The organism is Ruegeria sp. CI8 (genome assembly GCF_056536865.1).
The window spans coordinates 1933234-1959421 of the sequence record NZ_JBQFQL010000001.1 but is presented as its reverse complement, the minus strand read 5'-3'; the positions used below and the strand labels follow the sequence as shown (position 1 = coordinate 1959421).

The following is a 26188-nucleotide window of genomic DNA, read 5'->3' as shown; positions in this document are numbered from 1 at the left end:
GCCGTGCGCCTCCGGCTTGGGCATGCAGAGGGCATGCATTTGAACCCTGCCGACGAAACCTTTGCCGAAACCATCCGCGCCCGCCTGGGTGACGATGTTCTGCGCCCGGTCGAGCCGCGCTATCTGGAAGAGCCGCGCCGCCGCTTCGCCGGGCAGGCGGGTCTGCTGGCCTTGCCCCGCACGGTTGAGCAGGTCGCAGCCTTGGTGCGTTTGGCGTCCGAGGCCCGCGTGCCGGTGGTGCCATACGGCGGCGGCACCGGTCTTGTGGGCGGGCAGGTCATGGCGGATGGCCCCGCGCCCCTGATCCTGTCGCTCGAGCGGATGCGCGCGATCCGGGCCGTCGATCCGACCGAAAACATCCTGATCGCCGAGGCTGGTGCGGTTCTGGCCGACATTCAGGCCGCGGCCGAAGCGGCCAACCGGCTGTTTCCGCTGTCGCTGGCGGCGCAGGGATCCTGCCGGATCGGGGGGAACCTCGCCACCAATGCCGGGGGCGTGAACGTCCTGCGTTATGGCAATGCACGGGATCTGTGCCTGGGGCTCGAGGCGGTTCTGCCCAACGGGGACATCTGGCACGGGCTGGGGCGTTTACGCAAGGACAACACCGGCTATGATCTGCGCAACCTGCTGATTGGGTCTGAGGGCACGCTGGGGGTCATCACCGCCGCCTCGCTCAAGCTGTTCCCGCGTCCTGCCGGGCTGGGCACGGCGATCTTTCAGGTGGCCAGCCCCGAAGCGGCGATCGACCTGCTGTCCCTGGCCCGCGACCATCTGGGCGAAACCGTCAGCGCGTTCGAACTGATCCACAGACAGGGGCTGGATTTTCTGGCCGAGGTCTTGCCGGACGTGCGGCAACCCTTTGACACACCGCCGGAATGGTCGGTTCTGATCGAACTGGGATTGCCGACCGGGCACGAGTCCGAGGCGGCGCTGGAGTCCTTGTTCGTCGCTGCCGAAGCCCGTGGTCTGGTGTCGGACGGCGTCATCGCCCAAAGCGCCGCGCAGCGCGACGCGCTGTGGTCAGTGCGCGAACGCATCCCCGAGGCGAACCGGCTGATCGGTTCGGTGTCCAGCCACGATATCTCGGTTCCGATTTCGCGCATCCCCGATTTCATCCGGCAAGGCGGCGAGGCGATTGCGGCCCTCGGACCGTTCCGGGTGAACTGCTTTGGTCATCTGGGGGACGGAAACCTGCACTACAACGTCTTCCCGCCCAGAGGCCACAACCGGGGTGAGTTCGATGACCGGCGCGCCGCGATCAAGCGCGCGGTTCATGATCTGGTACATGAATTTGAAGGATCGGTCAGTGCCGAGCATGGGGTGGGCCGTCTCAAGACCGGTGATCTTGAACGCTACGGCGATCCGGCCAAACTGACGGCCATGCGCGCCATAAAGGCCGCCTTGGACCCGCTCGGGATCATGAACCCCGGCGCCGTCCTGTCAGCTGTGTGAGTGCGGCCCGAACGCTCCGGGCCGCAGCTGCGCGTCGTTTACGACGCCGGCAGGATAACCTTGTCGATGACGTGGATCACGCCATTGCTGGTTTCGATATCTGCCTGAACGACATTTGCGTCATTGACCATGACACCGTTGTCGAGATCGATCGTGATCTCTCCACCCTGCACGGTGGCGGCGGTCATGTCGTCGGACAGATCACCCGACATCACCTTGCCCGGAACCACGTGATAGGTGAGGACCGCCACAAGCTGATCCTTGTTCTCGGGCTTCAGCAGCGTTTCCACGGTGCCTTCGGGCAGCGCGGCAAAGGCTTCATCCGTGGGCGCGAAAACGGTGAATGGGCCTTCGCCCTTCAGCGTGTCAACCAACTCGGCAGCCTGCACGGCTGCGACCAGAGTGTTGAAGCTTCCGGCTCCGACAGCGGTGTCCACAATGTCCTTGCCGTGGCCGTCGGCCATGGCAGCGGTCGAAAACAGGATACTGGCAACACCGGCAACAGCGAATTTGCGAAACATGATCTACTTCCCTTGTTGAGGATGTCATCGGCGACATCAGGGGCGATACGGTGACATGCCGGAAGGAGATCATGCGTCGGGGGCAAAAAACCGACTGGAAAACGAACAACGCCGCGCTAAGCGCGCGGCATTTCCAGCGGCAAGTCACGAAATCGTGACCATTGTCTGTTCACAGCCCTTCGAATTCGCACAGGACATGGACGTCCATGCCCATCTCCTCCAGCACCTTCCGGCCACCCAGCTCGGGCAGGTCGATGATGAAGGCGCAGCTGACATTCTCGCCGCCCAGACGTTCGATCAGCTTGATGCCTGCCGCGGCAGTGCCGCCGGTGGCCAGCAGGTCATCGACGACCAGAACCTTTTCACCGGGCTGGATCGCGTCATCGTGGATCTCGACGATGGCTTCGCCGTATTCCAGCTTGTACTCCTCGCTGATCGTGGTGCCCGGCAGCTTGCCCTTCTTGCGGATCGGAACGAAGCCCACGCTCAGCTGGTGAGCGATCGCGCCGCCCAGGATGAAGCCGCGCGCCTCGAGCCCCACGACCTTGTCGATGCGCTCGCCGGCATAGGGGTGCAGCATCTGGTCGATGGCCATGCGAAACCCGCGGGGATCGGCGAACAGGGTCGTCACGTCGCGGAACATGATCCCTTCGTGGGGAAAATCGACGATGGTCCGAATGTAATCCTTGACCGTTTTGCTTCTGGACATGGGGCAACCCTTCTTGCGTCAAAACACGGCGGTGTTTGGCGTATCACGGCCAGTCATGCAAGCCACGGCTGCCTTCCTGCGCGTATTTGCTGCGGAACAGATGCGCCCGGACCACCCGCCCTTGGGGGCTGCGGGTATCGACAAGCGATGCGCTTTGTCTATACAAGGTGCCACGCGCTGATGCAGGCCCAGAACAAGGATGACAGCCGTGGCCAAGGCCGACCTCAAGGGATCCACCAAAAAGAACAGCCAGCTGGTTCTGCGCCTGGACAAGGACGAACGCGACGCGTTCGTTGCGCTGTGCCGCGATCTCGACACCTCGGCCGCGCGCGAGATCCGCAAGTTCATTCGCGCATTCATGGCTGAGAACGCCGGGACCTGACTGCCTTCAGGCCGGGCGACGCAGTACCGCCGTGGCCACGCCCATTCCGATCAGGGTCAACCCTCCGAAACGGGTCATGCCGGTGATGATGCTGGGGCGGCCGATTACGCGGCGCAGCCGGTCGGCCAGCAGCGCATAGGCCAGCGCGTTCAGCCCGGCCAATCCCACGAAAGTCGCAATCAGGATCGCGAACTGCGGGCCCAGCGGCTCGGCCGGGCGCAGAAATTGCGGCACGAAGGCGATGAAGAAGGCGATGGATTTCGGGTTCAGCGCAGTAACAGCGGCCGCATGGCCGAACACGCCGCGCGCGGTGACGTCGCGCCCGGTGGCAACTGCCTGCATCCCGCCGGACGGCGCACTGCGCAGCAGCTTGATGCCCAGCCAAACCAGATAGGCGGCGCCCACCCATTTCAGCACCGAAAACAACGTGGCCGACGCCAGCACCAGCGCCCCAAGCCCCAGCAACGAGGCGGTCATAGCGATCAGGTCCCCCAGCGCAACCCCCGTGGCCGAGGCCACGGCCACGCTGCGCCCTTTGGACAGCGCATAGCTGAGCACCAGCAGAACCGTCGGTCCCGGGATCAGCAGAAGGGCGGTCGAGGCTGCGACAAAGGCCAGCCAAAGTTCAAAATCCATCATCCAACTCCGTCAAATCCGCAGCAGCTAGCCTAAGAAAACACGAGGCCGTCAAGGACGCCTACAATACCCGGCCCGCCACCGCATCCAGCTTGGCCAGCACTTGCGGGTCGCGCTTTTCCGGGGCCGTCAAAATCGCGTGGTCCAGTGCCCGGTCGCAGCCATGCGGGCAGGGCGCGCGGTCCGCTCCCAGCAGGGCAGGCAGGCCTTTGACCAAGGTGCGCGCCTTCTCGGCGTTGCCGGTCAGCGTCGCGATGATTGCGGTCACGTCCACTTCGCCGTGATCAGGGTGCCAGCTGTCATAGTCGGTGACCATCGCCACCGAGGCATAGCAAAGCTCGGCCTCGCGGGCCAGTTTGGCCTCGGGCATGTTGGTCATGCCGATCACGTCGCAGCCCCACTGCTCGCGGTACATCTTCGATTCCGCCAGCGTCGAGAATTGCGGCCCTTCCATCGCCAGGTAGGTACCGCCGCGATGCAGGGTGATGCCGGCCGCCCGGGCGGCGGATTCACAGGCATCGCCCAGGCGCGGGCAGGTCGGATGGGCTACGCTGACATGGGCGACGCAGCCGGTGCCGAAAAAGCTTTTCTCGCGGGCGAAGGTGCGGTCGATGAACTGATCGACGACCACGAAATCGCCCGGCGCCATGTGTTCGCGGAAGGAGCCGCATGCCGAAACCGAGATCACATCGGTCACCCCCAGCCGTTTCAGCGCGTCGATATTGGCACGATAGGGCACCTCGGTCGGCGAATGCACATGCCCGCGCCCGTGGCGGGGCAGAAAGGCCATCTCGATGCCGTCCAGTGTCCCGGTCAGGATCTGGTCGGACGGCGCGCCCCAAGGCGTTTCCACGGTAACCCATTGCGGCGTTTCCAGCCCGTCGATGTCATAAATTCCCGATCCGCCGATGACGGCAATTTTTGTCTGGGCCACGTTCGTTCTCCGCTGCGATACCTGCCTGAGGGAATTTCTGCGGGCTTGTCGGGCATTTGGCAAGGCTTGCCGGTGTTATTGCGCCGCACAGGCGCCACAAGGGGCGTCGCCTTGCAGTTTTTGCATGACAGCCTGCCATCGATGGGCTAGCAGACAGCGCCGAAGGCGGGTATACGACCGCCTTCGCGCGAACATTCTGACCCACAGGACCAATTCATGCCCCGAGCCTTGCTGGCAAGCTTTGCCAATCGCCTCGCCATTCCTGATCTGAGCTGGATGCCGGACGAAAAGCTGACCCCCGCCCGCCTGCGGATCGAGCTTTTGTCGGGCCTGACCGTCGCCCTGGCCCTGGTGCCCGAAGCGGTGGCCTTTGCTTTCGTCGCCGGGGTTCACCCGCTGGTAGGCCTGTATGCGGCGTTCCTCGTGGGGCTGATCACCGCGCTGATCGGGGGTCGTCCGGGTATGATCTCGGGCGCAACCGGTGCGCTGGCGGTCGTCATGGTGGCGCTGGTGGCGCAGCACGGGGTCGAATACCTGTTCGCCACAGTGGTTTTGATGGGCATCCTGCAGATTATCGCGGGGGCCATGCATTGGGGCCGGTTCATCCGCCTGGTGCCGCATCCGGTGATGCTGGGCTTTGTCAACGGCCTGGCGATCGTGATCTTTCTGGCGCAACTGGGCCAGTTCAAGGTGCCGGGCACCATGGAAAACACCGGCCACGGCATGAGCGGTGGTGAATGGCTGTCCGGGATGCAACTCTATACGATGCTGGGGCTGGTCGCGCTGACCATGGCGGTGATCTGGGTGATGCCGCGCATCACGCGCATTGTGCCAGCGCCGCTGGCGGGCATCGTCGTGGTGGCTGCGCTGGTGATCGGCATGGGGCTGGATGTCCCGCGCGTCGGAGACCTGGCCTCGATCGAGGGCGGCCTGCCGAAATTCCACATCCCCATGGTTCCGCTGACCTGGGAGACGTTTGAGATCATTCTGCCCTACGCCGTCATCCTGGCCGCCATCGGCCTGATCGAATCTCTGCTTACGCTGAACCTGGTGGGCGAAATCACCGGCAAGCGCGGTGGTGCGTCGCAGGAATGCATCGCGCAGGGCACCGCCAACGTCGTCACCGGGTTCTTTGGCGGCATGGGCGGCTGTGCGATGATCGGTCAGTCGATGATCAACGTGAAGTCCGGCGGCCGCACGCGCATCGCGGGGATCGCTGCCGCGCTGTTCCTGCTGGTGTTCATCCTTGTCGGCTCACCCCTGATCGAACAGATCCCGCTGGCCGCGCTGGTTGGCGTGATGTTCATGGTGGTGATCGGCACCTTTGCTTGGAACTCGTTCAACATCCTGCGCAAGGTGCCGCTGACCGACGCCTTCGTCATCGTTCTGGTAACCGTCGTCACCGTGATGGAAGACCTCGCCGTGGCCGTCGTGGTCGGCGTGATCGTTTCGGCGCTGGCCTATGCCTGGAACAACGCCAAGCGCATCCACGCGGTCACCCGCGACTCGGAAACCGAGAAAGGCGCCAAAGTCTACGAGATCAAGGGGCCGCTGTTCTTCGGCTCGTCTGAGGGGTTTGTCGAACTGTTCGATGTCCAAAACGACCCGGAAACGGTGATCGTGGACTTCGCCGACAGCCGTGTGGTCGACCAATCGGCCCTGCAGGCCATCGAAAACATCGCCGCGAAATACGAGGCGGCAGGAAAGCGCGTCATGCTGCGCCATCTCAGCCGGGATTGCCACAAGCTGCTCAAGAAAGCAGGTCACCTGATGGTCGACAGCGACGATGACCCGGATTACGGCCTTGCGGTCGACTATTCTGTTCGAACCGGCGTTCTGGGCGGCCATTGAGCTCCCAAACCCGGCTCAATCGTCTGGACGATTGAGGGAAAACAACTCCGTCACCACCGCGTAGTCGCGATACCCAAGCCGCGACAAGGGTTGAAAGGTGGTGACGTCGAACTTGCCGTCCTTCAGGCAGTCATCGCGCAGGTGCACGCCGACGACTTCTCCGAAAACCACCCGGTTGGCCTGGCCGGGCAGCGTGACGATCTGGGTCAGTTTGCATTCCAGCGCGGCGGGGGCGCCTTCGATGCGAGCGCATGGGATGGTTTCGCATTCCACAGGTGTCAGGCCGGCGTGGGCGAACTCGTCCACCTCTTTCGGAAGGCTGGCCGAGCTTGCGTTCATCGCATCCCGATGGGCGTGGGCCACCACGTTGACGCAAAAGACGCCGGTCGCCTCGATATTGGCGATGCTGTCCTTTCCGCGGTCCTGGTCGTGCTTTGTGCCGGTTGAGGCAAACATCACCTGAGGCGGCGTATAGGCGACCCCGTTGAAGAACGAATAGGGCGCCAGGTTGTTGATCCCATCCGCGCCGCGGGTCGAGATCCATCCGATCGGGCGCGGCGTGATGATGGCGTTGAACGGGTTGTGCGGCAATCCGTGACCGTCTTCGGGGCGATAGAACATCTGATCTCCAAGCGTTTGCTCAAGGCCTAGCGAAGTGCTAGGGCGATTTCCAGAGTCGAAAAGAGGGCCGCGGTGCAGCAGTTCGGGATCAGGCCGGAAGAGCCGGAGGATTGGTGGGAAGTCGAAGCCCTCTACGACCTGTGCTTTGCGCCGGGGCGCGAGGCGCTGTCGTCCTACCGCTTGCGCGACGATGTTCCGCCAGTGTCTGGGCTGTCGATGGTGGCCCGTGACGGGCAGGGCATTTTGGCTGGGGCCATCCGATTCTGGCCGGTTCATGTTGGCGCACACGACGCGCTTTTGTTGGGGCCCGTTGCCGTCCACCCGACCCACCAGGGGGAAGGTTTGGGTGGTTTTCTGATCCACGAAGGTATCGAAGCCGGGCGGGCCAAAGGGTGGGACCGGGTCATGCTGGTCGGTGACGCGCCCTATTATTCACGCTTTGGGTTTGCCCGGCTCGAGGGTGTGAAGATGCCCCCGCCAACCAACCCGGATCGGGTTCTCGGGCTGGATTTGACCACCGGCGCATGGCACGGAGTGAGTGGTTCGGTGACCCGCTGGACGCGCTGATCTATTGAAACGGCGTTGTGAAATGCCAATGTTTCAGGGTCAGGAGGACACCGAATGAATGACGTCGTTCTCGTCGGAGAAATCGACCCCGACGCTGAGTTGGACCGGTTGGCAAGCCACTACCGCAGCGCGGGCGGCAGCGGCATCCGGTTGCTCAATCGTCTGGGTGGATCGGCTGAGTCGCTGCTGGAACAGCTGCCTGGTTCGGTGCGCGATGGGCTTACCGGTGCAACCGAGCAGGCCTTGTGGCTTGCAGTTCGTGCCGCTGACGGATCGCGCCGCGCGGTTCCCGACCAGAAGCCGTGGGTCAACACCGCCATATCGACCACGATGGGCGCCGCAGGTGGGGCTGGCGGCCTGACGACGGCGTTGATCGAGCTTCCGGCGACCACGGCCATGTTGTTGCGCTCAATACAGGGTGCCGCATCGCGTGAAGGTTTTGACCCCTCGGCGAGGAACGTGCAGTTCGATTGCATCCGCGTTTTGTCGGCGGCAGGTCCCTTGGCGCATGACGACGGCGCAGACATGGGGTTCTTTTCAGTCCGACTGACCGTGACGGGCCCCGCTCTGCAAAAGATCATTGCTGCTGTCGCTCCGAGGTTGTCGGTCGTTTTGGGGCAGAAACTGGCGGCACAGACCGTTCCGGTATTGGGGGCCTTGGCCGGAGGCGGCGCAAACTACCTCTACGCCCGGTACTATCAGCAGATTGCCCGTGTGCATTTCGGCCTGCGGCGTCTGGCGATCGATGCCGATATTCCGCATGACGAGCTTGTGCAGCGTCTGCAACGTCGCATGTTGGCCTGACCCACAGTTTCAAAATTGGACAGAACCGCAGGATGTGGTATCCTGCACCTAATCGGCCCGCAAGATAAGTGGCCGAAAACAGGCAAGAAGAACAAACAAGAGGCGGGGCAGCGTGAAAAGCGCAGGGCTGTCACCAGACATTCTGTCCGAAACCGGGGCATTTCCGGTTCTGCCGCAGTCTGCGGCTCTATGCTACCGGCTTCGGCGCGGGGTGCCTGAGATATTGTTGATCACGACCCGGGGGTCGGGGCGGTGGATCATCCCCAAAGGCCGCATGATTGACGGCCTAAGCGGGTCTGAGACCGCAGCGCAGGAGGCCTGGGAAGAGGCCGGTGTGACAGGCCGTTGTGAGACGCGCAGTATCGGGCAGTTCTCTTTCGACAAACACCACCGGGATCTGGGGCGGGTGACATGCGTCGTTGATGTCTACCCGTTGCTTGTTGCCAAGACGGCGGATCGGTTCCCCGAGGTCGCCGAGCGGCGGCGTAGATGGATGCTGCCGGAAAAAGCAGCACAAGCGGTTTCGATCGGCGGGCTTTCCGGGCTGTTGCTGTCAAATGCGCTCAATCCTCATTGAACCGCCTCTGTAAAGACTTGATATTGCCATGTCTGTCAGTATCTATTGGCCCACCGACATTTTGGGCGACAGATGATTCAATATTCACTGAAATGCTGCAATGGTCACGCGTTTGACAGTTGGTTCCAGTCTGCGGACGCTTACGACAAGCTGTCCAAGGCTGGAATGGTCTCTTGCGCGACTTGCGGCAGCACCCAGGTCGAAAAGGCGATCATGACGCCGCGGGTCCAGTCTGCGCGCTCATCTGCTGAAATGCCGCGCGCGGAGAACAGTGATCGACCCGAAGCCCAGCGCCAACCGACCAAGGCCGAGATAGAGCGCGTTCTCAACGCCCTGCGCGCCAAGGTCGAGGCGAATTCCGATTATGTCGGCAGCGAATTTGCGCGCGAGGCCCGCAAGATACATCTGGGCGAGGCCCCGGAGCGCGCCATCTATGGCGAGGCCAAGCCGGAAGAGGCCAAGGCCCTGATCGAAGATGGGGTTCCCGTGGCCCCTCTGCCGTTCATTCCAAGCCGAAAGACGAACTGAACCGTGCATCTTGTTATCACCGGCGCCAATCGCGGCATTGGACGTGCTCTTGCTGAATGCTATCGTGGCCGCGGCGATACTGTCACCGGCACCGCACGGGACGATTCCGCCGATATTCGTCTGGACGTTACCGACCCGGCGCAACAGGCGCAGATGGCGCGCAAGTTGGATGGCCAGCCCGTAGATCTGTTGATCTGCAATGCAGGTGTCTATCTGGACAAAGGCCAAACAATCGACGGCTACCCGGCCGAGATGTGGGGCCAGACCTTTGCGGCCAACGTCACCGGGGTGTTTCTGACCATTCAGTCCTTGTTGCCCAATCTGCGTGCGGCGCGCGGCAAGATCGCGATCATCTCGTCGCAGATGGCCTCGCACACGCGGGCGCCCGGGGGCAGCTATATCTATCGGGCCTCCAAGGCGGCTGTGCTGAACCTTGGGCGCAACCTGGCGGTGGATATCAAGGACGATGGCATCGCCGTCGGCATTTATCACCCGGGATGGGTGCAGACGGACATGGGCGGTCAGGCCGCCGACATCACCGTGTCACAGGCCGTTGCCGGGTTGACCGAGCGTTTCGATGCGCTGAGTTTGGACTCCACCGGCTGCTTTGAAACCTGGGACGGGCAGGCACATCCTTACTGAGCGGCCAGCGCTGCCTTGGGGATCTCGTAGACTTCACCGGGATCGATGAAGATCACCAGAATTTCGCCCCGCGTTTCCGAAGTGATCTTCGACGTCGAGCTGCTGGAATCCGGCTTTCCATCGGTGAAATAGATGCGGCGTACTTCTCCAGTATCCAACTGAACCGCCAGGGTTGCAGTGCCATCATCCTTGCGCCGCAACTCGGCAGGGCAATTTTTCAATGGCTGACCCGCCAACGCGGCGCAGGGGACCGTTCCCAACGCGTTCTGGCCGTCCGTTCCGGACAGTGAAGCCACCTGGGCCAGAGCCGGGCTGGACATCAGAGCACAGGCGAAAACAAAACGCAGCATGGTATTCCTCATGGTTTAAATCCTTGACGATACGCTGACATTGCTGCCGGTCCTTGTAAAGCGTTGCGCTGCAGTGTCCTGCCGTTCTATGTGCCCTTGCTCTTGTGTGTTGCCTCGCATAAGACGCTCGGGACCGGAAATCCAAGGCGCGGAGACATTTGCCCCCATGCCCGTACTCGTGATGAAATTCGGCGGCACATCCGTCGCCAACCTCGACCGCATCCGCCGCGCTGCCAAGCGCATCGGCGTCGAAGTGGCCAAGGGCTATGACGTCATCGTCATCGTGTCGGCCATGTCGGGCAAGACCAACGAATTGGTGGGCTGGGTCGACGAGATCTCGCCGCTGTATGACGCGCGCGAATATGATGCCGTGGTATCCTCGGGCGAGAATGTCACCGCCGGTCTGATGGCGCTGACGCTGCAGGAAATGGACATCCCGGCCCGAAGCTGGCAGGGCTGGCAGGTGCCGCTGCTGACCGACGGCGCCCATTCGGCGGCGCGGATCCTTGATATTCCGACCGACAACATCAACCAGAAGTTCGGTGAGGGCATGAAGGTCGCCGTGGTGGCGGGCTTTCAGGGTATCAGCCCCGAAGGACGGATCACCACGTTGGGCCGGGGCGGTTCGGACACCACCGCCGTTGCCTTCGCCGCCGCCTTCGGCGCCGAGCGCTGCGACATCTACACGGATGTGGACGGCGTCTATACCACCGATCCGCGCATCTGCGAGAAGGCGCGCAAACTGGACAAGATCTCGTTCGAGGAAATGCTCGAACTGGCCTCGTTGGGGGCCAAGGTGCTGCAAACCCGCTCGGTCGAGCTGGCGATGCGGTACAAGGTGAAACTGCGTGTTCTCTCAAGCTTCGAGGAACAGTCCGACGAGGCCGGAACACTGGTCGTCGACGAGGAGGAAATCATGGAATCCAATGTAGTCTCGGGTGTGGCCTATTCGCGGGACGAGGCCAAGATGACCGTCGTGTCGGTCGCCGACCGCCCCGGCATCGCCGCGATCATCTTCAACGCGCTCAGCGATGAAGGGATCAACGTCGACATGATCGTGCAGAACATCTCGGACGAGGGGCGCACGGACATGACCTTTTCCTGCCCCACCAACCAGGTGGCGCGCGCCGAAAAGGCGCTGTTGGCAGTCAAGGAGCGTGGCGAGTTGAACTATGCCGAGCTGGTCGCCGACACCGATGTGGCCAAGGTTTCGGTGGTGGGCATCGGCATGCGCTCGCAGTCGGGCGTGGCGGCCAAGATGTTCAAGGTACTCTCGGATGAGGGGATCAACATCAAGGTCATTACAACCTCCGAGATCAAAATTTCCGTCCTCGTCGACCGGAAATACATGGAACTTGCCGTTCAGGCGCTGCATGATGCCTTTGAACTGGAAAAGGCGGCCTGAGCATCTCGGCCAAGGTCCCGCCTGACACCGCAGAGTAGATCGGGCGATGGCAGACGGAATGGAAACAGAATCCCGCAAGCTGCTGGGGCGGCTGCGCGAGGAGATGGCAAGCGAGGCTGCCGGTCAGGAGCGTCTTGACCGGATCACCCACCTGATCGCCGACAGCATGCGGTGCGAGGTGTGCTCGATTTACCTGTTCCGCGACGACGAAACCCTGGAGCTGTGTGCCACCGAAGGTCTTGCCCCCGAGGCCGTGCACCAGACCCGGATGCGTCTGGGCGAAGGTCTTGTTGGCCGGGTGGCCAAGTTCGGCAAGGTCGTCAACGCCGCGGATGCACCCTCCGAGAAAGGTTTCCGGTACATGCCGGAAACGGGAGAGGAGCGTTTTTCGTCGTTCTTGGGCGTGCCCATTCAGCGGCTGGGGCAGAAGCTTGGGGTTCTTGTGGTCCAGTCCCGCGCTCAACGCGAGTTTTCTGCGGATGAGGTCTATGCGCTTGAAGTCGTGGCAATGGTCCTTGCGGAAATGGCCGAATTGGGTGCGTTTGTGGGCGAAGGTGCCGCCCTTTCACCGTTGCATCAGCAATCCATTTTGCTGCGCGGTGGCCCGGCACAAGAGGGCTCGGCCGAGGGGCATGTCTGGCTGCACGAGCCGCGTGTCGTCGTCACCAACCCGATCGCCGACGATCCACATCGCGAGCTGGAGCGGCTGAACGAGGCGGTCGAAGAGCTGCGCGTGGGCGTCGACAAGATGCTTGAAATCTCGCGGGGCGGCGACACCGAACAGCTGCAGGTTCTGGAAGCCTACCGTATGTTCGCCAATTCCAAGGGCTGGATGCGGCGGATGGAGGAGGATATCGCCCGCGGCCTCAGCGCCGAGGCGGCGGTTGAAAAAGAACAGTCGCAGGCCCGCGCCCGGATGAGCCAGGTCACCGACCCTTATCTGCGCGAGCGTCTGGCGGATCTGGACGATTTGTCCAACCGTCTGCTGCGCATCCTGACCGGGCAGGGCGGGTCGAACGGTAAAGAGCTGCCGCCCGATCCGATCCTGGTGGCGCGCAATATCGGACCGGGCGATCTGTTGGAATACGGCCGTTCGCTGAAAGGTGTCGTGCTCGAGGAGGGCTCGGTCGGCAGTCATGCCACCATCGTCGCCCGCGCTCTGGCCATCCCGCTGGTGGTGCATGTCGGACGGATTACGACCGAGGCGCTGAACGGCGACCATATTCTGGTCGACGGGGATGAGGGCGTCGTGCATCTGCGCCCCGAGGATACCGTCGTCAGCGCCTTCCGCGACAAGATGGCCATGCAGGCCGAGGCGCAGAAACGCTATGCCTCGATCCGCGAAACCCCGACCGTGACCAAGGATGGCGAGCGGATCAATCTGGTGATGAATGCCGGCCTGATGGCCGACCTGCCGTCGCTCAAGACGTCCGGAGCCGAGGGCGTTGGCCTGTTCCGCACCGAATTGCAGTTCCTGATCCGCAACCAGATGCCGAAACGGTCCGAGTTGGTGGCGCAGTACAAACGCGTTCTCGATTCGGCCGATGGCAAGCGCGTGGTATTCCGTACGCTGGATATCGGGTCGGACAAGGTGCTGCCCTACATGAAGCATGTCGCCGAGCCCAACCCGGCGCTGGGGTGGCGCGCCATTCGTGTGGGCTTGGACAAGCGCGGCGTGATGCGGATGCAGCTGCAGGCCCTGCTGCGCGCGGCGGATGGCCGTCCTCTGACGGTCATGTTCCCGTTTGTTGCCCAGGCCGACGAATACCGCGAGGCCCGTTGGGAAGTGAACAAGACGCTGGAGCGCGAAAAGCGCCTGGGTCATGTCCTGCCTGAAACGCTGGAAGTTGGGGCGATGCTGGAAACACCGTCATTGGCCTTCGCCCCCCAGAAGTTCTTTGACGAGGTCGATTTCATTTCGATCGGTGGCAACGACCTGAAACAGTTCTTCTTCGCCGCCGACCGAGAGAACGAGCTGGTGCGCCGCCGCTATGATACCCTGAATGTCAGCTTCCTCAGCCTGATCGAGCGCATCGTCGAACGGTGTGGAATTTCCGACACGCCGCTGAGTTTCTGCGGCGAGGATGCCGGCCGCCCGATCGAGGCGCTCTGCCTGGCGGCGATGGGCATCCGCACCCTGTCGATGCGCCCGGCCTCGATCGGCCCGGTCAAAAGCCTGCTGTTGCGGTCCAACCTGCAGGAGGTCCGCAAGATCATCGCCGACGCCCGCCATCGCGGCGAACAATCGGTGCGTCCGGCGATCATGGAGTATCTGCGCGACAACGGCTGACGCCCGGGTGACCGCGAAAAAAGGCCCGATTCCGAAATCCGGGCTTGCTTTTTGGGCTTGGTCTTTCTATCCAAGCCACGAATGTTAGCGGTAACAGGGTGTCTGGCTGCAGACCGCGCCGGATTGTCCGAAGAAGGGAGCCAGCCATGGTTTCACGCGTAATCCCGGTAGATCCGTTCGACTTGGTCCTGTTCGGCGCGACCGGAGATCTGGCCCAGCGCAAGATCCTGCCGGGCCTCTACCATCGGTTCGAAGTGGGGCAGATGCCCGAAGATGCGCGCATCATCGGGACCGCGCGGTCGGATATGGACGATGACGGGTTCCGTGCGCAGGTGCGCAAGTCGATGAAGGAATTCGCGCCGTCCTTCAAAAAGGACGTGCTGGATCGCTTTCTGGCCCGGGTCGAATACGTGCCGGTCGATGCGCTGGGCGAAAACGGTTGGGACAAGCTGGCCAAGTCACTGCGCCCCGACGTGGTGCGCGCCTTTTACCTGTCGGTCGGTCCGAAACTGTTTCCCGGCATCGCACAGCGCCTGCATGATCACGGGCTTGCCACGCCCGACAGCCGCATCGTGGTCGAGAAACCCTTTGGCCATGATCTGGCCTCGGCCAAGGGGCTGAACGAAGGTCTGCGCGCCTGTTTCGAAGAACATCAGATCTATCGGATCGACCATTACCTGGGCAAGGAAACGGTGCAGAACCTGATGGCGCTGCGGTTTGCCAACTCGCTGTTCGAACCGCTGTGGAACGCGACCCATGTGGATCATGTCCAGATCACCGTAGCCGAAACCGTCGGGGTCGAAGGGCGTGGCGCCTATTACGACCAGTCCGGCGCGATGCGGGACATGGTGCAGAACCACCTGGTGCAGCTTTTGTGCCTGACCGCGATGGAGCCGCCCTCGACCTTCTCGCCCAACGCGGTGCGCAGTGAAAAGGTCAAGGTGATCGAGGCACTGGAACCTGTCGCCCCGACTGATATCGCCCGCGGCCAGTACCGGGCGGACAAGGGCGGCGACGGCTATGTTGATCATGTGGGCAACCCCGACAGCCTGACCGAAAGCTACATCGCGCTGAAGGTGCGCGTGGGCAACTGGCGCTGGGCGGGGGTTCCGTTCTATCTGCGCACGGGCAAGCGTTTGCGCGCGCGGGAATCCGAAATCGCGGTGTTTTTCCGCGACCCGCCGCACACGATCTTTCCCAATGTCGGCCCGCTGCACGGCAACGTTCTGGTGATCCGCCTGCAGCCCGACGAAGGCATCACCCTGCGCACCACGATCAAGGATCCCGGTCCGGGCGGCTTCCGCCTGACGGACGTGGCGCTGGACATGAGCTTTGCCGAGGCGCTGGGTGCCGATGTGCGCGCGCAGGACGCCTATGAGCGGCTGGTGATGGACGTGATCCGCGGCGACCAGACCCTGTTCATGCGCGGCGACGAGGTCGAGGCCGCCTGGGCCTGGGTCGATCCCATCATCAAGGGCTGGGAAGAGCGCGGCGACCGTCCCTCGCGCTATGATCAGGGCAGTTCCGGCCCGGAAGACGCATTGATGCTGATGCATCGCGACGGGCGCCGCTGGCGCCAGATCGGAGGTTGAGATGGTTCACAACGTCATCACCGATGTCACCCAAAGGATAATCGAGCGCAGCGCCGATCCCCGCCGTACCTATCTGCAGCGGATGGAGCAGGCCCGGTCCGAAGGGCCGGCGCGCGCGCACTTGTCGTGCAGCGGACAGGCCCATGCCTATGCCGGGGCAGGGGCCGATCAGCAGACGATGGCCACGACCAGCGTGGGCAATCTCGGCATCGTCACCGCCTATAACGACATGCTGTCGGCGCATCAGCCGTTCGAGCGCTATCCCGAACTGATCCGCCGCGCGGCTCGTGCCGCGGGCGGCACCGCGCAGGTCGCGGGCGGGGTTCCGGCCATGTGCGACGGGGTCACGCAAGGCGAGGCCGGGATGGAGCTGTCGCTGTTCTCGCGCGACGTGATCGCGCTGGCGGCGGCGGTGGCGCTCAGCCACAATACCTTTGACGCGGCGGTGTTTCTGGGGGTCTGCGACAAGATCGTGCCGGGGCTGGTGATCGCGGCGCAGAGCTTTGGCCACCTGCCGGCGGTGTTCCTGCCCGCCGGCCCGATGACCAGCGGCCTGTCCAACGACGAAAAGGCCAAGGTGCGCCAGAAATTCGCCGCCGGCGAAGCCACGCGCGAAGAACTGATGGCCGCCGAGATGGCCGCCTATCATGGGCCGGGCACCTGCACCTTCTACGGCACCGCCAACACCAACCAGATGTTGATGGAGTTCATGGGCCTGCACCTGCCGGGCTCCAGCTTCGTCAACCCCAACACGCCGCTGCGCGATGCGTTGACCGAGGAGGGCGCCCGCCGTGCCCTGTCGCTCAGCGCGCTGGGTAACAATTACACGCCAGTGTGCCAGATCCTCGACGAACGCGCCTTCGTGAACGGTATCGTGGGGCTGATGGCCACGGGTGGCTCGACCAACCTGCTGATCCACCTGATCGCCATGGCCCGTGCCGGGGGCATCGTGCTGGACTGGCAGGATTTCTCGGACATCTCGGGCGTCGTGCCCCTGGTCGCGCGGGTCTATCCCAACGGGTTGGCGGACGTGAACCATTTCCACGCCGCAGGCGGGCTGGGGTACACCATCGGCACGCTGCTGGACGAAGGGCTGCTGCATCCCGACACTCTGACCGTGGCGGGGCAAGGGTTGCATCATTACACGCAGGAACCCAAGCTGATCGATGGCGCGCTGGTCTGGCAGGACGGCGCAGGCCACAGCCTGAACGAAAAGATCCTGCGCCCGGCCAATGACCCGTTCCAGCCCACCGGCGGCCTGTCGCGCCTGAGCGGAAATCTGGGCACCGGCGTGATGAAGGTCTCGGCCGTGGCCCCCGAACACCAGGTGGTCGAGGCCCCGGTTCGCGTCTTCCACGACCAGGACGAGGTCAAGGCCGCGTTCAAGGCGGGCGAGTTCACCGATGATGTCATCGTCGTGGTCCGCTTTCAGGGGCCCAAGGCCAATGGCATGCCCGAACTGCACTCGCTGACCCCGATCCTGTCGATCCTGCAGGGGCGCGGGCAGAAGGTGGCGCTGGTGACCGATGGCCGCATGTCTGGGGCCTCGGGCAAAGTGCCCGCGGCGATCCATGTCTGCCCCGAGGCGCTGGATGGTGGCCCGGTCGCCAAGCTGCGCGATGGCGACCTGCTGCGGGTCGATGCGGTGCGGGGCCAGCTTGAAATCCTGACCCCCGGCGTGCTGGAGCGCCCCGTCGCCACCGCCGATCTTTCGGCGCATCAATACGGGGTGGGCCGCGACCTGTTCACCACGTTCCGCAACGCCGTCGGCTCGGCCGATGCCGGTGCCAGCATTTTCGGAGCCTGAACCTATGTCCGCAAAAACCCAACGTACCCGCGAGATCTGCGCATTGGCGCCCATCGTCCCGGTTCTGGTCGTCGATGACGCCGCCCATGCCCGCCCGCTGGCCGAGGCACTGGTGGTCGGTGGCCTGCCTGCGCTCGAAGTAACCTTGCGCACGCCCGCGGCGCTGGACGCGATCCGCGCCATGGTGCAGGTGCCCGGCGGGGTCGTGGGGGCCGGCACGCTGGTCACGCCCGACGATGTCCGCGCCGCAAAAGAGGCGGGCGCGCAGTTCGGCGTATCGCCCGGGGCCACCGATGCCCTGATCGCCGCCTGCGAGGCCGAGGGCCTGCCGCTGCTGCCCGGCGCGGCCACCGCGACCGAGGCGATGCGCCTGCTCGAGCAGGGCTATGACATGCTGAAGTTCTTCCCGGCCGAAGCCTCGGGCGGGGCGCCTGCGCTCAAGGCGATCGGCGCGCCGCTGCCGCAGATCACCTTCTGCCCGACGGGCGGCGTGTCGCCCGCCAACGCGCGCGACTACCTGTCCCTGCCCAACGTGATCTGCGCGGGCGGCAGTTGGGTCGCGCCGAAACAGATGGTGGCGCAGGGCGACTGGGCGGGGATCGAAGCCCTTGCGCGTGAGGCGGCCGCCCTGATGGATTGACCTTGCCGGGCCGGGCGCTAGGGTGGGCGCCATTGCAGGCAGGTTGATCCACATGACAGACAGTATTTCCTTCGCCCAAGGGCGAAATTATCTGGCCATTCCGGGCCCTTCCGTGATTCCGGACGCGGTGCTGCAGGCGATGCACCGCCCGTCGCCCAATATCTATGCCGGTGAACTGGTCGAGATGATGCCCGACCTGACGGCCGACCTGCGCCGCGTGGCCCGTACCCGGCACGAGGTGGCGATCTACATCGCCAACGGCCACGGCGCGTGGGAGGCGGCGCTGTCCAACGTTCTGGCGCCGGGGGAAACCGTGCTGGCTCCGGCTTCGGGGCGGTTCACCCATGGCTGGGCGGAAATGGCCGAGCGTCTGGGCGTCAAGGTCGAGTTGATCGATTTCGGCCCCTCCGACCCGTGGGATATGGACCGGATCGCGCAGGCCCTGCGGGCTGATGCCGACCACCGGATCAAGGCGGTTCTTGCGGTGCACGTGGACACGTCCAGCTCGATCCGCAACGACATTCCGGCGCTGCGGGCGTTGCTGGACGATCTGAACCACCCGGCATTGCTGATGGCGGATTGCATCGCCTCGCTGGGCTGCGATCGGTTCGAGATGGATGACTGGGGCGTCGATGTCATGGTCACCGCCTGCCAAAAGGGGCTGATGACCCCGGCGGGCATGTCCTTCGTGTTCTTCAACGACCGGGCCAAGGCCAAACGGGCCGCGATGCCGCGCGTTTCGGGCTATTGGGACTGGCAGCCGCGATCAGAGCCCGACTGGTTCTATCAATATTTCGGCGGCACCGCGCCGACGCACCACCTGTACGGCCTGCGCGCCGCCCTTGATCTGATCCATGCCGAGGGGATTGAGCAGGTCTGGGCCCGCCATGCGCAGCTGGCACAGGCCGTCTGGGCCGCCTGCGAGGTCTGGGCCGAGGGAGGGGCGCTGCACCTGAACGTCGGCGATCGCGCGCATCGCAGCCATGCCGTCACCGCCCTGCGCCTGACCGAGGGTCGCGGCACGCCCCTGCGCAGCTATACCGAGCGGCACCTGGGCCTGACCCTTGGCATCGGGCTGGGCATGGCGGACGAGGACTCGTGTTTCCGGCTGGGCCACATGGGCCATCTGAACGGGCACATGGTCATGGGCCTGCTGGGCGGCATCGAAACCGCCATGGCTGCGTTGGAGATCCCGCGCGGGTCCGGCGCGCTCGAGGCTGCTGCGGCGGTTCTGGCAGGTTAAGCGTCGCGTGCCGCCGCCATCGCCTGCGGCAGGGCGGCGGCAAAGGCGTTCAGGTCGGCCTCGGTGCCGCTACTGACGCGGATGCAGCGGTTCTGCGGGGCTGCAAAGGGCATCCGCACGAAGATCCCCTGCGCCACCAGCGCATCCAGCACCGCCTTGGCAAACGCCCCGTCGCGCCCGCAGTCGATCGCCACGAAATTGGTGGCCGAGGGCAGCGGGGTCAACCCGTTGTCACGCGCAATCGCACCGATCCGGTCGCGGGCCGAGACGATCCGTGCCTGTACCTGCGTCAGCCAGTCCTGATCGTGCAGGGCGGCCAGCGCCCCGGCCTGCGCCATGCGGTTCATGCCGAAATGGTTGCGCACCTTGTTGAAGGCCGAGACCAATCCGGGCGCTGCGATCGCATAGCCGACCCGCGCGCCGGCCATGCCGTAGACCTTGGAAAAGGTGCGCATCCGGATCACGCGCGGATCATCCGCCGCGACCGGCGCGGCGGTGCCGACGGGCGCGCATTCCACGTAAGCCTCGTCCAGCACCAGCAGACAGCCGTCCGGCAAGGCGTCCATCGCCGCAACGATGTCGGCGCCGCGATGCCAGCTGCCCATCGGGTTGTCCGGGTTGGCCAGATAGACCAGCTTGGCGCCGACCTCGGCTGCCTTGGCGAACAAGGCGGCCGGGTCCTCGTGATCGTTGGCATAAGGCACCTTGTGGATCGTCCCGCCATAGCCCGCGACGTGGTAGTTGAAGGTGGGATAGGCCCCGTCCGAGGTCACGACCCCGTCGCCCGGACCGACCATCAGGCGCACCAGATAGCCCAGCAGCCCGTCGATGCCTTCGCCGACCACGATGTTGTCGGGGCTGATCCCGTGATGATCGGCCAGTGCATGGCGCAATTCGTGGTTCTCGGGGTCGCCATACATCCAGATGCCGTCAGCGGCCTGCCGCATCGCCTCGATCGCGCGGGGCGAGGGGCCGAACACGCTCTCGTTCGCGCCCAGCCGGGCCACGAAGGGCGCGCCGCGCTGGCGCTCCTGCGTCTCGGGGCCGACGAAGGGCACGGTTGCGGGCAGGGATTGGGCAAGCGGGGTATATCTGGGTCCGGTCATGGGCGCAGATAATCCCAAGGGCATGGCCGGGGCAAGCCTTGCATGGGGTCGGGGCGTCCGCGCCGATCTGCCCTCACGTCGGGCTGGCGTCGGCTGCGGGTTTCGGGGCATGGTTTGCCCGGAACACCAAACCCGGAGGCCCAGATGGCGCGCGTATCAGTCGAATACAGGAACCACATCGCCCATGTCACCCTGACCCGCGGCGACAAGATGAACGCGCTGGATGATGCGATGGTCAAGGCGATTCTGGCAGCGGGGCAAGAGGTCGCCGCCTCGGACGCCCGGGCCGTGGTGCTGTCGGGCGAGGGCAAAAGCTTCTGCGCGGGGCTCGACATGGCCAGTTTCGCGGCCATGGCGCACAAGGACCCGACCGAGTGGCTGATGACCCGCAGCCATGACGACGCCAACGAGATGCAGGAACTGGCGCTGATCTGGCGCCGCGTGCCGGTGCCGGTGATCTGCGCCATTCAGGGCGTGGCCTATGGCGGTGGTCTGCAGATTGCGCTGGGCGCCGATATCCGCATCGCTCACCCCGATGCCAAGCTGGCCGTGATGGAGATGAAATGGGGCATCATCCCCGACATGGGCGGCATGGTCCTGTTGCCGAAACTGGTGCGGTCCGACGTGCTGCGCCTGCTGACCTATACGGCGCGGCCCATCGGTGCCGCCCAGGCTGCCGATTGGGGGTTGGTCACCAGCCTGTCGGATGATCCGCTGACCGAAGCCATCGCGCTGGCCGAGGATATTGCGGGCAAGAGCCCCTCGGCCATCCGCGCCGCGAAACGCCTGATCGAGGTGGCCGAAACCAAGTCGCGCGCCGAGGTTCTGCTGGCCGAATCCGCCGAACAGGTCGAGCTGATCGGCAAACCCGACCAGATGGAAGTGGTAATGGCCCAGATGCAGGGTCGCAAGCCCGAGTTCAAGTAACCTCGCGGGCCGCGGCCAGATCGGACTCAGCCCCGCAGGCGGGTCGTCACCCCATAGGCGATGCCGCCTGCCAGCAGACCCCAGACCGCCGCGCCCAGGCCGAACACGGTGATGCCCGAGGCGGTGATGGCAAAGGTCAGGATCGCGGCTTCACGCTCAGCCGGAACCTCAAGCGCGGCGAAGGTGGCATTGGCCATGACCCCGATCAGTGCGACGCCGGTCAACGTGCCCATCAGCATCGGATCGGCATGGGCGGCAAACCCGGTGATGGCCACGGCGAATACCCCGAACAGGCAATAGAACACCCCGGCCATGACCGCCGACCAATAGCGCTGATCCCGGTTGGGGTGGCTGTCCTCGTTCGAGCACATGGCGGCGGTGATGGCCGCGAGGCAGGTCGCCGGCGCGCCGAAGGGGGCCGACAGGATGCTGGCCCCGCCCACGGCCGAGAACAGTCGCCCCGCGATCGGGGCATAGCCAAAGCTGCGCATGACCGCGATGCCGGGGATGTTCTGAGTGGCCATCGTGACCACGAACAGCGGAACCCCGATGCCGATCATCGACGGCACCGAAAAGGTGGGAGTGGTCCAGACCGGCGCGGCCAGCAGGTGGTCGGGGCGGACCGACGGGCCGTCAGAGAACAGAACGACGACCAGCGCGGCGGCCAGCACGGCGGCGGGGACGGCCAGCAGTCTGTGTACACGTCCGGCGATGAACCAGGTCAGGATCACCGGCAGGGCCTGCCAGGGGATCTCGACCGCGGCCTGAAACGGGATGATGCACAGCGGCAGCAGCACCCCGCCCAGCATCGCCTGCGCCAAGGAGGTGGGAATCGCCGCCGCCAACCGTCCCAGCGGGCGCCACATCCCGGCCAGCACGGTCAGCGCACCCGCAAACAGGAACGCGCCGATTGCACCCGAGAATCCCGCAGCCGGCGCGGCCGAAACCGCCAGAAGCGCCGCGCCGGGCGTGGACCAGGCCACGCTGATCGGTTGGCGGTACCACAGGCTGAGCACAATCGCCGCCAGCCCCATGGCAAGGGCGGCCATCATCAGCCCCGATGCCGCCTGCGGCCCCGAGGCGCCCATGGCGTCCAGCCCCTGCAGGACAATCGGAAACGAGCTGAAAAAGCCGACTACGGCCACGACCAGCCCGGTTGAAACGGTCTGCATCGGCGGAAAGGGTCTGGACATGGGGGCCTCGGTGGATTGGTCCCGAGATTGCTAGCAACCGTTTGGCCCGGTGAACAGGGCCGGGTGGAAAAAAACCCGCCGGGCGCGCGGCGGGGTTTCGTCAAGCTGCGGAGGGCTGACGGATCAGGCGATCTCGGCCAGTCGGGCCAGCGCCTCGTTGATGCGGGCCTCTTCCTCTTCGCGGGCGGCAAGGTTGGCCTTGGCCTCTTCCACCACCTCTTCCGGGGCCGAGGCCACGAATTTGGGGTTGTTGAGACGCCCGCGCAGACCGCCCAGTTCCTTGGCCAGTTTGCCCTTGGCTTTTTCCAGCCGTTCCTTTTCGGCGCCGATGTCGATGATGTCGGCCAGCGGCAGACCAAAGGACGCGCCGGGCGCGGCGATCGAGATCGTGCCCTTGGGCAGCGTATCGGCCTTGGTCAGGCTGTCGATCCGAGCCAGCCGTTTGATCAGCGCCTCGTTCCGGTCCCAGGCGGCCTGGCCGTGGGCGTCGATCTCGGTCACCAGCATCGGCACGTACAGGCCCGCCGGGACGCGCATCTGGGCGCGGGCCGAGCGGGTGTTCTCGATCACCGAGATCACCCAGTTCATCTCGCGATCCGCGTCGGCGTCGACCAGATCGTCGGCGGCATAGCTGGGCCAGTCGGCATGCACCAGCATCTTGGCACGGGTGCCGGTCAGGCCCCACAGCTCTTCGGTGATGAAGGGCATGATCGGGTGCAGCAGGACCAGGCACTGATCCAGAACCCAGCGCATGGTGGCGCGGGTCTCGGCCTGGGCCTCGGCATCGTCGCCCTGCAGCAGCGGTTTGGACAGTTCCACGTACCAGTCACAGACCTTGCCCCAGACGAAGGCATAAAGCCCGTTGGCGGCATCGTTGAAGCGATAGCTCTCCAGCGCCGCGTCGACCTCTTCCCGCACGCGGGCGGTTTCGCCGATGATCCAGCGGTTCACGGCGGCCTTGGGCTTCAGGTCGGCCACGTCCAGTTGCGGGACGGCGTCGGTAAAGACCTCGTTCATCTCGGCAAAGCGGACGGCGTTCCACAGCTTGGTGCCAAAGTTGCGATAGCCGGTGATGCGCTCGCGCGACAGTTTCAGCACGCCGCCGATCGCCGCCATCGAGGCGTTGGTGAAGCGCAGCGCGTCGGCGCCGAACTCGTCCACGATTTCCAGCGGGTCGATGACGTTGCCGGTGGTCTTGGACATCTTCTTGCCCTTCTCGTCGCGGACGAGCTGGTGCAGATAGACGGTGTGGAACGGAATTTCGTTCACCACGGCCAGCTGCATCATCATCATCCGGGCGACCCAGAAGAACAGGATGTCGAACCCGGTGATCAGGACATCGGTGGGGAAGTAGCGCTCCAACTCCTCGGTCTGTTCGGGCCAGCCCAGCGTGCCGATGGGCCACAAGCCGGACGAGAACCACGTGTCCAGCACATCCGGATCGCGCCAGACCGGATAGACTAGCTTGGTCGGATCGCGGTCGATCGCGTATTGCGCCAGGCTTTCGGCGAACCGGTGGACCGCCTCGTGCTTGTCGGCCACCTCGATAACCGTGGCGTGGCTGAGCGGGCTGGGAATGTCGGCATTGTCATCGAGGAATTTCCCGGTGATGTCCTCGAAGCTGGCGGCGCATTCCATGACCGCGCCACGGTGCAGCATGCCGCCTTCGTTCAGCAGCCGGCCCAGTTCGACCAGGTCCAACTCGCCGTCGTTTTCATCATCCTTGAAATCCTCGGCCGACAGGTCCAGCCCGTACCAGACCGGAATCTGATGCCCCCACCACAACTGGCGGCTGATGCACCAGGGTTCGATGTTTTCCAGCCAGTGGTAATAGGTCTTTTCGCCCGATTCCGGGATGATCTTGACCCGGCCGTCGCGCACCGCGTCCAGCGCGGGGCCCACGATCTTTGACGTCTCAACGAACCACTGATCGGTCAGCATCGGCTCGATCACCACCTTCGAGCGGTCGCCGAAGGGCTGCATGATCGGTTTGCTCTCGACCAGCGGCACCAGCGCGTCGGCGCCCTCGGCATCGGGTTTCAGCGCGCTCGATCCCAGGCGCGGATCGTCCGCGCGGGTCATCACGGCCAGGCCTTCGGCGGTGATCTCTTCGACCACCTTGGCGCGCGCCTCGAACCGGTCCAGGCCGCGCAGATGGTCGGGCACCAGGTTGATCGCGTCGATCTCGTTTTCGGTGAATTCGCGCCCGCGGGCATATTCCTGGGCCTTGGCGGCTTCGTCCGCGTAGGGCGCGCCGTCGGCCCGCATGTGGCCGCGCGTGTCCATCAGGCGGTACATCGGGATCTTGCCGCGCTTGGCTACCTGATAGTCGTTGAAGTCATGCGCGCCGGTGATCTTCACCGCGCCCGAGCCGAAATTCGGGTCGGGGTATTCGTCGGTGATGATCGGGATCTGGCGGCGATGCTCTTTCGGGCCCACCGGGATTTCGCACAGCTTGCCGACGATCGGCGCATAGCGTTCGTCCGACGGGTGCACGGCAACCGCGCCGTCGCCCAGCATGGTTTCGGGGCGGGTCGTGGCGATCGAGATATAATCGCGCTCTTCCTCGAGCACGATGTTCCCGTCCTCGTCCTTTTCGACATAGGTGTAGGTCTCGCCCCCGGCCAGCGGGTACTTGAAGTGCCACATATGGCCGGCGACCTCGATATTCTCGACCTCGAGATCCGAGATCGCGGTCTCGAAATGCGGGTCCCAGTTGACCAGCCGCTTGCCGCGGTAGATCAGGCCCTTGTCGTACATGTCGACAAAGACCTTGATGACCGCGTCATGGAAGTTGGGGCTGTTTTCGTGGCCCGTGCGCGGGTCGCCGGCCGCACCGGCCATGGTGAAGGCGTTGCGCGACCAGTCGCACGAAGAGCCGAGGCGTTTCAGCTGCTCGATGATGGTGCCGCCGTATTCGCCCTTCCACTCCCAGACTTTCTCAAGGAACTTCTCACGGCCCAGTTCGTTCCGGCTGGGTTGTTGCGTGGCGGCGAGCATCTTCTCGACCTGCATCTGCGTGGCGATGCCGGCATGGTCCTGCCCGGGCTGCCACAATGTGTCGAACCCGCGCATCCGGTGCCAGCGGGTCAGAATGTCCTGCAGGGTGTTGTTGAACGCATGCCCCACATGCAGCGCGCCGGTCACGTTCGGCGGCGGGATCATGATGCAAAAGCTTTCGTCGCGCGACTTGTTCGCGCCTGCCTTAAAGGCTCCGGCCTGTTCCCAGGCCTTGTAGATCCGGGCCTCGGCCTCGGCCGCGTTGAATGTCTTGTCCATCGCCATCGGGTGCGTCCTGCGTCATCGATCTTGGGTCAGCGCCTGCAATAGCGAATGGTGGAGGGAAGGGAAAGGGCCAAGCACCCCGCGCACTGGACATCCGCCGCATCAAGGCTAGGGTCGCGGTCTGAG

The 26188-nt window shown here is 64.4% G+C and carries 24 protein-coding genes; 15 read left to right on the top strand and 9 right to left on the bottom strand.

The annotated features are described in order from the left end of the window. The first annotated feature begins 33 nt into the window (after positions 1-33). The gene (locus tag ACR0DA_RS09710) at positions 34-1452 is read left to right on the top strand and encodes an FAD-binding oxidoreductase (protein WP_480753770.1); all 1419 of its coding nucleotides are present in this window, start codon (positions 34-36) and stop codon (positions 1450-1452) included. Between the two features lie 38 nt (positions 1453-1490). On the opposite strand, the gene ACR0DA_RS09705 is transcribed toward ACR0DA_RS09710, so the two are convergent. Next, positions 1491-1973: a fasciclin domain-containing protein gene (locus tag ACR0DA_RS09705; RefSeq protein WP_480753768.1), complete on the bottom strand. Its 483-nt coding sequence runs from the start codon at positions 1971-1973 to the stop codon at positions 1491-1493. A gap of 169 nt (positions 1974-2142) precedes the next feature. Beyond that, positions 2143-2682 carry an adenine phosphoribosyltransferase gene (locus ACR0DA_RS09700; RefSeq protein ID WP_480753766.1) on the bottom strand — a complete coding sequence of 180 codons (540 nt, stop codon included), beginning with the start codon at positions 2680-2682 and terminating at the stop codon, positions 2143-2145. Between the two features lie 208 nt (positions 2683-2890). Between ACR0DA_RS09700 and ACR0DA_RS09695 the strand changes: the two genes are divergently transcribed. Continuing rightward, positions 2891-3064 carry a hypothetical protein gene (locus ACR0DA_RS09695; protein ID WP_222457049.1) on the top strand — a complete coding sequence of 58 codons (174 nt, stop codon included), beginning with the start codon at positions 2891-2893 and terminating at the stop codon, positions 3062-3064. 6 nt (positions 3065-3070) lie between these two features. Here the strand turns inward: ACR0DA_RS09695 and ACR0DA_RS09690 are convergent, their stop codons facing one another. After that, on the bottom strand, positions 3071-3700 hold the full coding sequence (locus tag ACR0DA_RS09690) for a LysE family translocator (RefSeq protein ID WP_480753764.1): 630 nt from the start codon (positions 3698-3700) through the stop codon (positions 3071-3073). Between the two features lie 61 nt (positions 3701-3761). Beyond that, positions 3762-4634, bottom strand: coding sequence for an S-methyl-5'-thioadenosine phosphorylase (locus ACR0DA_RS09685; RefSeq protein ID WP_480753762.1), 873 nt, complete (start codon positions 4632-4634; stop codon positions 3762-3764). 216 nt (positions 4635-4850) lie between these two features. Between ACR0DA_RS09685 and ACR0DA_RS09680 the strand changes: the two genes are divergently transcribed. Next, the gene (locus ACR0DA_RS09680; protein WP_170358217.1) at positions 4851-6485 is read left to right on the top strand and encodes a SulP family inorganic anion transporter; all 1635 of its coding nucleotides are present in this window, start codon (positions 4851-4853) and stop codon (positions 6483-6485) included. Between the two features lie 15 nt (positions 6486-6500). Here the strand turns inward: ACR0DA_RS09680 and ACR0DA_RS09675 are convergent, their stop codons facing one another. Next, entirely contained in the window at positions 6501-7106 is a 606-nt protein-coding gene (locus ACR0DA_RS09675; RefSeq protein ID WP_480753760.1) for a flavin reductase family protein, read from the bottom strand. A 72-nt stretch (positions 7107-7178) separates the two neighbouring features. Between ACR0DA_RS09675 and ACR0DA_RS09670 the strand changes: the two genes are divergently transcribed. From ACR0DA_RS09670 to ACR0DA_RS09650, 5 genes are all read left to right on the top strand, one after another. Beyond that, positions 7179-7673 carry a GNAT family N-acetyltransferase gene (locus tag ACR0DA_RS09670; RefSeq protein ID WP_170370873.1) on the top strand — a complete coding sequence of 165 codons (495 nt, stop codon included), beginning with the start codon at positions 7179-7181 and terminating at the stop codon, positions 7671-7673. Between the two features lie 54 nt (positions 7674-7727). Beyond that, entirely contained in the window at positions 7728-8477 is a 750-nt protein-coding gene (locus ACR0DA_RS09665; RefSeq protein ID WP_170337952.1) for an EcsC family protein, read from the top strand. A 112-nt stretch (positions 8478-8589) separates the two neighbouring features. Then, the gene (locus tag ACR0DA_RS09660) at positions 8590-9054 is read left to right on the top strand and encodes an NUDIX hydrolase (protein ID WP_170358225.1); all 465 of its coding nucleotides are present in this window, start codon (positions 8590-8592) and stop codon (positions 9052-9054) included. Positions 9055-9126: 72 nt separating this feature from the next. Further along, complete coding sequence (locus tag ACR0DA_RS09655) at positions 9127-9582, top strand: DUF1178 family protein (protein WP_480753758.1); 456 nt, start codon at positions 9127-9129, stop codon at positions 9580-9582. A 3-nt stretch (positions 9583-9585) separates the two neighbouring features. Beyond that, positions 9586-10224 (top strand): SDR family oxidoreductase, encoded by a 639-nt coding sequence (locus tag ACR0DA_RS09650; RefSeq protein WP_170337552.1) that lies wholly within the window; start codon positions 9586-9588, stop codon positions 10222-10224. Here the strand turns inward: ACR0DA_RS09650 and ACR0DA_RS09645 are convergent. Continuing rightward, a complete protein-coding gene (locus ACR0DA_RS09645) occupies positions 10218-10574 on the bottom strand; it encodes a hypothetical protein (RefSeq protein ID WP_170337960.1) in 357 nt (118 codons plus the stop codon). The two genes, ACR0DA_RS09650 and ACR0DA_RS09645, sit on opposite strands and share 7 nt — an antisense overlap. A gap of 166 nt (positions 10575-10740) precedes the next feature. Here ACR0DA_RS09645 and ACR0DA_RS09640 point away from each other — a divergent pair, with 166 nt between their 5' ends. The 6 genes from ACR0DA_RS09640 to ACR0DA_RS09615 all read left to right on the top strand — a co-directional run bounded on the left by ACR0DA_RS09640 (position 10741) and on the right by ACR0DA_RS09615 (position 19551). Further along, entirely contained in the window at positions 10741-11979 is a 1239-nt protein-coding gene (locus ACR0DA_RS09640; protein WP_170372062.1) for an aspartate kinase, read from the top strand. Between the two features lie 46 nt (positions 11980-12025). After that, positions 12026-14269 carry a phosphoenolpyruvate--protein phosphotransferase gene (gene ptsP, locus ACR0DA_RS09635; RefSeq protein WP_475144690.1) on the top strand — a complete coding sequence of 748 codons (2244 nt, stop codon included), beginning with the start codon at positions 12026-12028 and terminating at the stop codon, positions 14267-14269. A 146-nt stretch (positions 14270-14415) separates the two neighbouring features. Continuing rightward, the gene (zwf, locus tag ACR0DA_RS09630; protein ID WP_480753757.1) at positions 14416-15861 is read left to right on the top strand and encodes a glucose-6-phosphate dehydrogenase; all 1446 of its coding nucleotides are present in this window, start codon (positions 14416-14418) and stop codon (positions 15859-15861) included. Position 15862: 1 nt separating this feature from the next. Further along, positions 15863-17668, top strand: a complete 1806-nt coding sequence (gene edd, locus ACR0DA_RS09625) for a phosphogluconate dehydratase (RefSeq protein ID WP_480753756.1) — start codon at positions 15863-15865, stop codon at positions 17666-17668. Positions 17669-17672: 4 nt separating this feature from the next. Next, positions 17673-18308 (top strand): bifunctional 4-hydroxy-2-oxoglutarate aldolase/2-dehydro-3-deoxy-phosphogluconate aldolase, encoded by a 636-nt coding sequence (gene eda, locus ACR0DA_RS09620; RefSeq protein WP_170372068.1) that lies wholly within the window; start codon positions 17673-17675, stop codon positions 18306-18308. A 52-nt stretch (positions 18309-18360) separates the two neighbouring features. After that, positions 18361-19551 (top strand): pyridoxal-phosphate-dependent aminotransferase family protein, encoded by a 1191-nt coding sequence (locus ACR0DA_RS09615; RefSeq protein WP_480753754.1) that lies wholly within the window; start codon positions 18361-18363, stop codon positions 19549-19551. Here the strand turns inward: ACR0DA_RS09615 and ACR0DA_RS09610 are convergent. Beyond that, positions 19548-20657, bottom strand: coding sequence for a pyridoxal phosphate-dependent aminotransferase (locus tag ACR0DA_RS09610; RefSeq protein ID WP_170599188.1), 1110 nt, complete (start codon positions 20655-20657; stop codon positions 19548-19550). The genes ACR0DA_RS09615 and ACR0DA_RS09610 overlap by 4 nt on opposite strands. Positions 20658-20801: 144 nt before the next feature. Between ACR0DA_RS09610 and ACR0DA_RS09605 the strand changes: the two genes are divergently transcribed. Next, positions 20802-21584 carry a crotonase/enoyl-CoA hydratase family protein gene (locus ACR0DA_RS09605; protein WP_005977704.1) on the top strand — a complete coding sequence of 261 codons (783 nt, stop codon included), beginning with the start codon at positions 20802-20804 and terminating at the stop codon, positions 21582-21584. A 26-nt stretch (positions 21585-21610) separates the two neighbouring features. On the opposite strand, the gene ACR0DA_RS09600 is transcribed toward ACR0DA_RS09605, so the two are convergent. Together ACR0DA_RS09600 and ACR0DA_RS09595 are read right to left on the bottom strand one after the other, a co-directional pair. After that, on the bottom strand, positions 21611-22777 hold the full coding sequence (locus tag ACR0DA_RS09600) for a benzoate/H(+) symporter BenE family transporter (RefSeq protein ID WP_480753752.1): 1167 nt from the start codon (positions 22775-22777) through the stop codon (positions 21611-21613). 123 nt (positions 22778-22900) lie between these two features. Beyond that, the gene (locus ACR0DA_RS09595; RefSeq protein WP_480753750.1) at positions 22901-26062 is read right to left on the bottom strand and encodes a valine--tRNA ligase; all 3162 of its coding nucleotides are present in this window, start codon (positions 26060-26062) and stop codon (positions 22901-22903) included. Positions 26063-26188 lie beyond the last annotated feature (126 nt).